The organism is Actinomycetota bacterium, assembly GCA_040905475.1.
Taxonomy (GTDB): domain Bacteria; phylum Actinomycetota; class AC-67; order AC-67; family AC-67; genus DATFGK01.
Genome location: JBBDRM010000067.1, coordinates 26030 through 36141, shown reverse-complemented (window position 1 = coordinate 36141; position 10112 = coordinate 26030). Strand labels below are relative to the sequence as shown.

Genomic DNA, 10112 nt, shown 5'->3' with positions numbered 1-10112 from the left:
AGCGGGCCCGAACCTTTAGGTATCACTCGGAGCGGATCTCGGAAACAATCGAGGTGAACACACGCAGGAGGCGATCGTCCCATGCCTCTTCCGACCCAGAGATCTAGATCTCGCGACGGCTGGATGGACGGTCTAGGTGGTGCGCCCGGAGAGATTCGAACTCCCGACCTTCTGATCCGTAGTCAGACGCTCTGATCCAGCTGAGCTACGGGCGCGTGGGTTGGCATTCTAGCCGAGGCCCGAAGCGGGGCCGATCTGTTCCTGAACGGGGGAAGGGGCGCCCCCCCAAGGCGGGCCCCCCCCCCCCCCCCCCCCCCCCCCCCCCCCCCCCCGCACGGGGGTGATGCGGGTTCTAGTCGTGGGAGCCGGGGCCCGAGTTGTCGTCGTCCCCGCCGCCGGGACCCGAGTTGCTGTCATCATCGTGGTCGTCGTCCCCGCTGCCGGGACCCGAGTTGTCGTCGTCGTCGCCGCCGTTGCCCGGACCGCTGTTGTCCCCGTCACCAGCACCGCCGGTGCAGCGCGGGTCGTTCGCGTGCTCGGCCTCGTCACAAGGACCGGAGATGTCCACGCCTCCGCCGGGGGATGGCGAGTCGTCGGGCGAGGGCGAGTCGTCCGGCGATGCCGAGTCGTCGGGCGAAGGGGCCACCGCAGGGGCATCGGTGCAGCGCGGGTCGTTGGCGTGCTCGGCCTCGTCGCACGGCCCGGAGATGTCGATCTGGGGGCTCGTCTGGCCGGCAAGCCCGATGGCGTTGAAGCCGACCACCGCGAGAGCAAGCATCGCGAGGACCGTGATCAGGACCTTCGTCTTTCCCTTCATGGCTCCTCCTTCGTCGTCGTACCGTGATACCGACGATAGAGGGGTGCACCCCAAGGCCCGGATAAACAGCGGCTAAGCGAGCGACAAGATTCCGTGAAGGGTGGAACGAGTTAGCGAGGTTAGTCGTCGTCGGGCTCATCGTCGCCCGAGCCGGAGCCGGAGTTCGACGATCCGGAGCCCGAATTGGACGAGCCGGAACCCGAATTCGAAGACCCGGAGCCCGAGTTCGATCCGGACTTGTCGTCGTCGCCACCTTTGTCGTCGGGAGACGGGCTATCCTCCGGCGACTTCGCCTCGTCGGGCTCGACCCGGTCGGTTTCGACCTCGCGGTTGGTGTTCGTCAGCTCGAACGGCCGCGCCGGCTTGGACAGGTCCCGGCCGCCGATCGCGTACGCGCCGGCGGTCAGCCCCACGGCGACCGCCAGACCCACGAGGGCATAGGCAACGGCGATCAGGGAACGTTTCACGAAAGCGAGTCTACGAGCCGGGGAGTTAAGGGACGGTTAAACCGCTCGCTCGGGCTTGGGCAGAAGCACCTCGATCCGCGTGCCTCCCTGCTCGCCCTGTTTCACTTCGACGGTTCCATGCCAGCGCTCGGCCAGCTCTCGGACCACGGCGAGGCCGAGACCTGAACCGCCCGGCATCGCGCCACGCCCTCGGTAGAAGCGTTCGGTCACACGCTCACGCTCATCGTCGGGGATGCCCGGCCCCCGATCCTCGACGACGAGACGGACCCGGTCGCCGTCGAGAGCCGCCTCGATCGTGACCTCGCCCGGCGCGTACCGGATGGCGTTGTGGATCAGGTTGTCGAGGATCTGACCGACGTCCTCGGCGTCGGCGCCTGCGGCCACGCTTTCGTTGGATCGGGCCCGCACGCTCGAGCCGGCAGCCGTCGCGCGTTCCTCCCATCGCGTCACCGCTTGCTCGACCGCCACCCCGAGGTCGGCCTCCGGCCCGGCGCCGCTCTCGACGCGCCGTGCGAGCGTCAGCAGTCGATCGACGATCGAGGCGAGCCTGTCGGCCTCGCGCTCGGCCGCCTCGAGGTCGCGTCGCAGCTCCGGCGGGGCCTTCGCGCCGGCCGACTCGAGCCGGAGCTTCAAACCCGTCAAAGGCGTGCGAAGCTGATGCGACGCGTTGCCGACGAACTCCCGTTGCGCGCGAACCAGCCTCTCGAGACGGTCGGCCATCTCGTCGAACGCGGCTCCCAGCTCCTTCAGCTCCTTGGCGCCCTCTGTCTTCCCCGCTCGCACGGTCAGATCGCCTGCGCCCAGGCGCCGAGCCGCGCCAACCAGGCGCTGCAGCGGCCGCGCGAGCGATCCGGCGAGCACGAAGGCGATCAAGAGTCCTGCGACCAGTCCACCGATCCCGATCGCGACAACACCAAACAGCGACCGGCGAACTGCGTTACGGAGCTCGGTGGTCGGCTGGGTGATGCGCACCGCGCCGACCGGCGCCGGATCGGCGGGCAAGAAGATCGGAGCGGCCGCGGCGAGGATCTCCGTGCCGTCCAGCGATTCGCTCTTGGCGATCCTGGTCGCCGGCAAGCCGCCGAGCGCGGTGCGGATCTCCGGACGACTGGGCGTGGCGTACACGGAGTTGATGAGACCGGCTCCCGCGGAGTCGGCGCGCAGCAGCCCCGCCCGATCCACGACGATCACCCGCCCGGCGGTCCTGGCAAGCTCGGCCACGACAACCGCGAGATCCCGATTCGTCGTCGGGTCACCAACGATGGCGGCGATCGTCTGCGCCTGGGTGAGCGCCTGCCCCTCGAGCTCCGCCTCGGCGCGGCGTTGCAGATTCAGCGCAAGCGGGACCTCCAGCGCAACGATGACGGTGAGCAGGATGTACGAGAAGGCAAGGATCAGCCGGGCGCGGAGGGTCGTCGCAGCCTCCTAGGTCCCGATGTCTTCCGGGGCGGCGAAACGGAAGCCCACCCGGCGGATCGTGGTGATGTACCGGGGGTTCGACGGATCGTCCTCGATCTTCCTGCGCAGCCACGACACGTGCACGTCGAGCGTCTTGGTCGAGCCGAACCAGTTCGTATCCCACACCTCGTCCATGATCTCCTCGCGACGGAGCGCCTTCCCCGCGTTCGTCATGAGCATCCGAAGGAGATCGAACTCGCGGGCGGTCAACTCCAGCGGCTCGCCCCGTTTGGTGGCGGTGTGCGAATTCGGGTCGAGCATCACATCGCCGATCGCGATCGCCTGGGCCTTCCCCGCCGGCGCGGTTGCAACCCGGCGGAGGACCGCGCGGATCCGCGCGGCGACCTCGCGAGCGGAGAACGGCTTGACGATGTAGTCGTCGGCGCCCAACTCGAGCCCCAGGATGCGATCGACCTCCTCGCCGCGCGCGGTCAGGATGATCACCGGAACGGCAGACCGAGAACGGATGTCACGACAGACATCCCGGCCGTCCCGGTCGGGCAACCCGAGGTCGAGAAGGACGAGCGCCGGTCCCTCACGCTCGAACAGCTCCATCGCTTCTGCGGCGGTCGCGGCGACGACGGGTGAGAACCCCTCGCGTTCGAGGTTCTCGGCGAGGGGTTCACTGATCGCTTGCTCGTCCTCAACGATGAGGACTTTCGGTTTCGCGGCCATATCGGCGGAGGCGGAGCGATTCGAACGCTCGAGGGAGAATGAACCCCCAACGGGATTAGCAATCCCGCGCCATAGACCAGACTAGGCGACGCCTCCGTGTTCAGCGGGGGATTGTACTCGCTGGACGAGGCCGGTTTCCGAATGTTGAACCGGCTTTAGCCGATCCTTATACCACCGGCCTATACGCTCCATCGGAGACGCAGAAGTCGGCGATCCCGAGGAGTGTTCCCATGCACAAAGTAGCTCGTGTACTGACGCTCGCATCGCTCACGGTCCTCGCGCTCGGCGCCGGGCTCGGGAACGGTTTCGCCTCGACGGCCACGGTGGCGATCGACACGACACTCCATCCGGCGACCCTGACGGTTCAGCCGGGAACATCGGTTACGTGGGTCAACAACGACGACGAACGTCATCGCGTGCGATCCAAGGAAGGCCCGGTCGAGTGGGACTCGAACGACCTCGAGCCCGGCGACAGCTACACGTTCACGTTCACGGTCGAAGGCAGCTACCCATACATCGACGAGCGCGACGACGAGAACACCGCGTATCACGGCACGGTCGTCGTCGCTGCGCCGAGCGGCGGCGGAGGAGGAACCGGCGGAGGGACGGGCGGCGGAGGCGGAGGGACGGGTGGCGGAACCGCCCCGGCGCCTTCGTCGGCCGCCGTGCGCATCTTCGACAAGAGCTTCATCCCCGACACCGTGACGATCGCGACCGGGGGCACAGTCACATGGTCGAACGACGACGACGACTCCCACACGGTGAACGCGTCGGCCGGCGGGTTCGCGAGCGGGACGATGAACCAGGGCGAGAAGTTCTCGCTCAGATTCAGCTCTGCAGGCACCTTCAGCTACTTCTGTGCCTTCCACAGCGACATGAAGGGCACCGTCCGGGTACAGACTGCGAGCGGCACCGTCCCGCCCCCGAAGGCCGCGGCGGGAGGCGCCGGCGGCTCGACGTCCGCGGCCGCCGCGCCCGTCGCAGCGGCGCCGGGCCAGAGTGGAGTCTCGATCGTCGACTTCGCCTTCACACCCCCGACCGTGCGGATCCGCGCGGGCGACACGGTCGCGTGGGCCAACCGAGGTCTGGCGCCTCACACGGTCTCGGCCAAGGACGGCTCGTTCGACTCGGGCATCCTCGAGCCGGGCGCCACGTTCCGTCGCGTGTTCGCGAAGGAGGGGAGCTTCACCTACGCCTGCGCGTTGCATCCGAACATGACCGGGACGGTTCTGGTCGGCGCAGAGGGTCCCGCGCCCGACATGTCACCACCGGCGGCGGCGGCGCAGCCCACGCCGAGCGGGTCCGTCACGGCAAACGGTTCACGCGGGGCGGCGAGCGCGCAGCAAGTCGGCGGGCTCGGCACGGGCACCTTCTTGGGTGTCGTGCTCGGGATCCCGGCGATCCTGCTGGTCGGTTCGACCATCTACCTGTGGCGGACCAGTCCTTAGCCCTCGTCGTCGGCGATGCGCCGCGTGAGCGGGATGATGAACCAGAACAAGGCGGCGGCGCCGGTCACGATCGCGGTCGCGACGGCCGCCGCAGAGCCGAAGAACACCAGGTCCGTCACGACGAACACGACGAGTGCGATGGCGGCCGCCAGGAACGCGATCCCGATGATCGTCAGGATGTTCGACAAACGGAGCATGTGCTCTTTGTCGTACTGACGCCAGCGCAGCCGGTGATAGGCAGTTGGTGTCATGAGGAGCACCGTGGACAGCGCGGTTGCGATAAATGCTGCGAAGTAGAGGTCTCGCTGCAGGTCGGTGAGCTTGGCGAAGCGTTCCGTGAACGGGATGCCTAGCAGGAACGCGAAGAGCACCTGCACGCCCGGGAGCGTAACGCGAAGCTCGTTGAGCAGTTCCACGAGCTCGCGGTCGAGTCGCTCTTCGTGGGTCTCTTTCCCGGGCACACCGTCCTCCAATCGATCGAGATCCGTTGACGCGCTGCTAGTCTCCCCCGTGCTCGCTCCGGTATTCCACTTGGACGGTGATCTGCTCGTCCCGACCGAGAAGGCGCGCGGACCGTGGGACCCGGGTGCGCAACTGCAGACCGCCCGGCCGAGCGGTGTCTAGGCGGGAAGGTTCCGATCGATCGCTTCGATGAGAGCGGGATGGTCGGGGGTGACCTTGGTGCGGAAACGGCCGACGACCTCACCCGATGGTGCGACGAGGAACTTCTCGAAGTTCCACTGCACATCCCCGGCGTTTCCTTTGTGGTCCGGCAGCTCCACGAGCATGTCGTAGAGGGGGTGGCGCTCCTCGCCGTTGACGTCGATCTTCCGGAAGATCGGGAACGACACGCCGTACACCGACGAGCAGAACTCCCGGATCTCCTCCTCGGTGCCCGGCTCCTGCGAGAGGAACTGGTTGCACGGGAAGCCGAGGATCTCCAGGCCACGGTCCTTGTAACCGTCGTACAGCTTCTGCAACCCCTCGTACTGAGGCGTGAACCCGCATCGCGACGCGACGTTCACGATGAGGAGCAGCTTCCCCTGATAGTCGGAAAGGTTGACCGGATCGCCCTCGAGCGTCTTCAGGGCCATGTCGTAGGTGAGCGTCGCCATCGCGGCCAAAGATTAACGAAGGAAAGGGCCGGCGAGCGAACCGAGCCGATCAGCCGTCTCGAGCCGAGATCTCCGTGTCTTTGGCGGCCGGCCGCTTCAAGAGGGCGGCGAGGTTCTCGTCGCCGCGGGGACGCGGGATCGACCCCGCGACGACCACGCCGGCGGTGAGCAGGACCAGGTTCTTCACCACGAACTCACCGAGAACGGTGAGCCGGAACGGGTTCCCCCCTTGGAAGGACAGCCCAGGCCTGAGGACGAGCACGAGGAACGTCCCGAGCATCTGCGCGAAGAACAGCCCGAGCGTGAGCCGGATGGCGAACCCGACCATCAGTCCGAGCCCGACCACGACTTCGACGATCCCCACCGTCATCACGGCCGCTCGGTCGGAAAGGATCGGAACGATGTCCGCCACGAGGTCTGCGACGGGGCTAACGTCGGCCACTTTCAAGGCGCCGAACCAGATGAAGACGACGCCGAGCGCGATACGTAGGGTGAGCACGCCGTAGCGACGGGCCAGCGTCACAACGCTCTTATCGAAGCGAGCCAGGGAACTGCTCACGACCCCATTGTCACCCAGATGGCCTGCCGGCGTTCCGCGGCCGGGCCTTCGTTCCTCCACAAGGGGTACCCTTCGAGTCGCCATGACCGGCACGATGGGAGAGCGGTTCGCGCGGGCGCTCGCGGCGAAGGACTTCGAGGAGAGCGTGACTCCCGAAGGAGAACGTCACGGCCACATCTGGTAGCGACTCGGAAGTTTGGCAGCGACTGTGGGCGAAGCTCGCCGCGTTGGGGGTCGAGGAGGAGGCGCTCAAGTCGGCGGCGGCCGAGGGCCCGAACGCGATCCGCTTGCTGGTGGCTCGATACATGACGTTTCCCGGCGCGCGCCGTTACACGCCGCGTGAGGTTTACGCGAAGTCGGGCGTCGACGAGGAAACGGCGCGCTCTCTCTGGAGGGCGATGGGCTTCCCCGTCGTGCCGGAGGACGAACCAGCGTTCACGGACGCCGATATCCAAGCCGTGCGCTTGGCGACCGAGCTCTTCGAGCGCGCGGACATGGATCGAACGATCGTGCTCCAACAGGCGCGGTCGATGGGCCAGGCCGCCGCTCGGATAGCCGCCTCGCATCAAGACGTCCTCGCCGAACTCGTCGTCGACGACGACCCGACGCGAGAGGCCGAAGAGGCCCTGACCCTCGCCGAGGAGGCGCTGCCGGCCCTCGACCATCTGCTGGTTTACATGTACCGGCGTCACCTGGCCGCCGCGACGGAGCAACGACTGCTCATCACGCCGAGCGAGGAAGGCGGCGTCGACATGTCGGTGGGCTTCGCGGATCTGTCGGGCTTCACCGCGATCAGCCAGGAACTCGACGTGCGGGAACTGGCCGAGCTGATCGACCGGTTCAACGCGGCGACGACGGACGTGGTGGCTCAAGCCGGCGGGCGGATCATCAAGACGATCGGGGATGAGGTCATGTTCGCGACGCATGAGCCGGGTGCCGCCGTCGAGATCGCTCTGAGCTTGATCGACGAGGCGTCCGAAGCGAATGGGCTGCCTCCGCTCAAGGTGGGGGTCGCGACCGGAGCCGTCATCGCCCGTGAAGGCGACATCTTCGGCCCGCCGGTCAACCTCGCGAATCGTCTCGTCACGACGGCGAGGCCCGAGAGCGCCCTCGTCGATGAACCTACGAAGGGGGCGCTGTCGGACGATGCGCGCTTCCAGTTCACGCCGCTGGGGAAGCGAACCCTGAAAGGGATCGGGGCCGTCCACCCGTTCCGCGTGCGATCCGCCGAGTCCACGTCGTCCCGGCCCGCAGCTCGTAGGCGGCCGGCGGCTCGACGACGTTCTGGTTAGTTACGCCTCGTGACGAACCCGCCGAACCGTCGACCGCCATTGGGGTAGCCTTCCGGTCATGGCTATCGATGCGCAGACGCAGGTAACCGAGGACCCGGAAGCCGGGCGCTTCCTCATGAGCCTGGCCGGCGAGCCGATCGGCTTCTTGCAATATCAACCCCTGCCGGGATCCAGCATGGTCCTGGAACACGTTGAGATCGATCCGCGTTTCGAGGGTCGCGGACTGGGCGGAGAGTTGACCAAAGCCGCCCTCGATGAATTCCGAGCGCGCGGGGTCACCGTCGTTCCCCAATGCCCGTTCATCGCCCGATACATCCGCACCCATCCGGAGTATGCGGATCTGGTTGCCCGATGAATCTTCACTCGCTACGCGCCGCAGTCTCGAAGCGGAAGAATCGAACATCGCGCACGATCATGTCGCACTCCCGCCGCATTTGTTCGACAAAAGTCACAGATGCAAGGCGCGCCTCGCTTCTACACTGTGATGGGAAGTTTCGATCGCAAGTGAGGCGCGCCCGTTGGCGGAAGAGCTCGAACCGAACCCGAAGATCTCGCGACGGACCGCGATCCGGCGCGGCGCCGTCATAGGCGCCGGCGTCTGGGCGGTCCCCACGATCTCGAGCATGCGCCTGCCCGCGCACGCTCAGGTCGGAAGCCCAATGCCGGAACCGAGCCCGACCCAAACCGTGACGACGACACCGACGCCGACTCCGACCGAAACCGAAACGACCGTGCCTACGCCCACGCCGGGCCCTACGGTGGGCGGTGTCAAGTTCGTGGACGGCGCCGACGTCGGCGGAGCGGGACTCGCCCAGACGGGACAGAACCTGGGAGCACAAGCGATAGCGGGCGGCGGCCTCGTTGCTCTGGGGCTCGGTATGAAGAGGATCGCGAGCAACCGTCTCTCCGGGCACCCGCCTGCTGAGGACCCGCCGAAGTCGGGATAGCCCGGCAACGTCGCAAGGACGTCCTTTCGGCTCGCCCAACTGCTACCGATGAGCGGTGGATAGGCCCTATCCTCATGGAATGAAATGGTCCTCGCGCGGTCACGGATCGCGCCGCCCGGCGTGATGCCGCCGGGGACGAACCCTTCCCTGTTGGACCGCCTCGAAAGGCGCTTCGCCGGCGCGATCGATTCGCTCTACCACGCGCTTGCCGGGAACAGGATCACCCACCTGCCCTGGGCCGTGATCCAGACGTATTCACGTGCGCACGGCGCTCTACTCTCGGGGAGCATCGCCTACTACACGTTCCTATCCTTGCTGCCACTCGTCCTTGTGACGGCCTTCGTGCTCGGAACCGTCTCGAGCGCCAACGCAGGAGCTCAAGACGTCCTGGGTCGTGCCTTCGAGCAGCTGCTTCCTGGGATCGAGGGCCGGGAGATCATCGAACAGCTCATCAACTCACGCCGCGCCTTCGGGATCCTCGGCGTCGTGACGACCGTGTACGCGGGAACCGGGTTCGTCGGTTCGCTCACCGCCGGGCTCAACCGCATCTGGAACGTCTCTGCCGGACGCAACCCGCTCGGTCAGAAGCTCGTCAACCTTTTCATCGTGTTGATGCTCGGGGTCGTGCTTCTGGGCTCGGTTTCGGTAACGATCTGGGTCGCGTATCTAACCCGGATCGCACTGGGGGAGGGAGCCGGCGCAGCGACGCGGACCATCGAGATCGTCGCGAGCCCCCTTTCGCTGTTCGTGGTCTTGCTGGCTCTCTATCGCTTCTTGCCTGCCCGCAGGCTGACGTTGAAGAGCCAGGTTCCGGGCGCAGTCATGGGAGCGCTGGGCATCGAGGCACTGAAGCGGGCGTTCACGTTCTGGGCTCAGCACTCGGCGGGCGTCGCAGCGTTGCCGCGCACGCTCTTGTCGGTCGTGCTGTTGTTGATCTGGCTCGGATTCTTCAGTCAGATCGTCCTCTACGGCGCCGCTCTCAACGTGGTTCTGGAGCGCCGGCGAAAGGGGATCCCGCTCATCCCGCATCCCAAGGCAGACGACGACCAGGTCCGGGGTTAAGCGCTGAGGCCGACCATCCGACACTCGACTTTCTTCGATCTTCTCATAGTGAGCCTCCGCTGTCTCGGCCCGCTGGGGCATCAAGGTTGATCGTCTTTGCTGCACGGGCCGACGGCCAATGACCTCATGGTTGAGCGCGAGCTTTCGCCGACGGCTTCCGTGTCACACAGGTCCACTACAATTCAAGCAATGAGAAGGACGCATCGGTACACGAGCTTAGGCGAGGAGTTTCTCCTGCCGGAGTGCCTGCACTCGCGCAGAGCATGGAACAC

General features: G+C 66.6%; 12 protein-coding genes and 2 tRNA genes. 5 read left to right on the top strand and 9 right to left on the bottom strand.

What is annotated here, in order from left to right; translation table 11 throughout:
- Positions 1–137: 137 nt before the first annotated feature.
- From WEB06_06575 to WEB06_06550, 6 genes are all read right to left on the bottom strand, one after another.
- A tRNA-Arg gene (locus WEB06_06575) sits at positions 138–215 on the bottom strand.
- A gap of 137 nt (positions 216–352) precedes the next feature.
- The gene (locus WEB06_06570; GenBank protein MEX2555276.1) at positions 353–817 is read right to left on the bottom strand and encodes a hypothetical protein; all 465 of its coding nucleotides are present in this window, start codon (positions 815–817) and stop codon (positions 353–355) included.
- 119 nt (positions 818–936) lie between these two features.
- Positions 937–1284: a hypothetical protein gene (locus tag WEB06_06565; protein ID MEX2555275.1), complete on the bottom strand. Its 348-nt coding sequence runs from the start codon at positions 1282–1284 to the stop codon at positions 937–939.
- Positions 1285–1320: 36 nt separating this feature from the next.
- A complete protein-coding gene (locus tag WEB06_06560; protein MEX2555274.1) occupies positions 1321–2505 on the bottom strand; it encodes a HAMP domain-containing sensor histidine kinase in 1185 nt (394 codons plus the stop codon).
- Positions 2506–2709: 204 nt separating this feature from the next.
- Positions 2710–3417 (bottom strand): response regulator transcription factor, encoded by a 708-nt coding sequence (locus tag WEB06_06555; protein ID MEX2555273.1) that lies wholly within the window; start codon positions 3415–3417, stop codon positions 2710–2712.
- Positions 3418–3422: 5 nt separating this feature from the next.
- Positions 3423–3513, bottom strand: a tRNA-Ser gene (locus WEB06_06550).
- Positions 3514–3647: 134 nt separating this feature from the next.
- On the opposite strand from WEB06_06550, the gene WEB06_06545 reads away from it, so the two are divergent.
- Positions 3648–4865, top strand: coding sequence for a cupredoxin domain-containing protein (locus WEB06_06545; GenBank protein MEX2555272.1), 1218 nt, complete (start codon positions 3648–3650; stop codon positions 4863–4865).
- Here WEB06_06545 and WEB06_06540 read toward each other — a convergent pair.
- From WEB06_06540 to WEB06_06530, 3 genes are all read right to left on the bottom strand, one after another.
- Entirely contained in the window at positions 4862–5326 is a 465-nt protein-coding gene (locus tag WEB06_06540; GenBank protein MEX2555271.1) for a DUF6328 family protein, read from the bottom strand. The genes WEB06_06545 and WEB06_06540 overlap by 4 nt on opposite strands.
- 159 nt (positions 5327–5485) lie before the next feature.
- Entirely contained in the window at positions 5486–5980 is a 495-nt protein-coding gene (locus tag WEB06_06535) for a glutathione peroxidase (protein ID MEX2555270.1), read from the bottom strand.
- 49 nt (positions 5981–6029) lie between these two features.
- Positions 6030–6539, bottom strand: a complete 510-nt coding sequence (locus WEB06_06530) for a DoxX family membrane protein (GenBank protein ID MEX2555269.1) — start codon at positions 6537–6539, stop codon at positions 6030–6032.
- 206 nt (positions 6540–6745) lie between these two features.
- Between WEB06_06530 and WEB06_06525 the strand changes: the two genes are divergently transcribed.
- From WEB06_06525 to WEB06_06510, 4 genes are all read left to right on the top strand, one after another.
- Entirely contained in the window at positions 6746–7831 is a 1086-nt protein-coding gene (locus WEB06_06525; protein ID MEX2555268.1) for an adenylate/guanylate cyclase domain-containing protein, read from the top strand.
- Between the two features lie 58 nt (positions 7832–7889).
- Positions 7890–8186, top strand: a complete 297-nt coding sequence (locus WEB06_06520; GenBank protein MEX2555267.1) for a GNAT family N-acetyltransferase — start codon at positions 7890–7892, stop codon at positions 8184–8186.
- A gap of 163 nt (positions 8187–8349) precedes the next feature.
- Entirely contained in the window at positions 8350–8778 is a 429-nt protein-coding gene (locus tag WEB06_06515) for a hypothetical protein (GenBank protein ID MEX2555266.1), read from the top strand.
- Positions 8779–8928: 150 nt separating this feature from the next.
- Positions 8929–9840 carry a YihY/virulence factor BrkB family protein gene (locus WEB06_06510; protein ID MEX2555265.1) on the top strand — a complete coding sequence of 304 codons (912 nt, stop codon included), beginning with the start codon at positions 8929–8931 and terminating at the stop codon, positions 9838–9840.
- The last annotated feature ends 272 nt before the right edge of the window (positions 9841–10112 follow it).

Excerpts from the sequence above, each read along its gene's own strand:
- WEB06_06570 (MEX2555276.1), bottom strand. The coding sequence starts at position 817 with ATGAAGGGAAAGACGAAGGTCCTGATCACGGTCCTCGCGATGCTTGCT.
- WEB06_06555 (MEX2555273.1), bottom strand. The coding sequence starts at position 3,417 with ATGGCCGCGAAACCGAAAGTCCTCATCGTTGAGGACGAGCAAGCGATC.
- WEB06_06545 (MEX2555272.1), top strand. The coding sequence starts at position 3,648 with ATGCACAAAGTAGCTCGTGTACTGACGCTCGCATCGCTCACGGTCCTC.
- WEB06_06535 (MEX2555270.1), bottom strand. The coding sequence starts at position 5,980 with ATGGCGACGCTCACCTACGACATGGCCCTGAAGACGCTCGAGGGCGAT.
- WEB06_06520 (MEX2555267.1), top strand. The coding sequence starts at position 7,890 with ATGGCTATCGATGCGCAGACGCAGGTAACCGAGGACCCGGAAGCCGGG.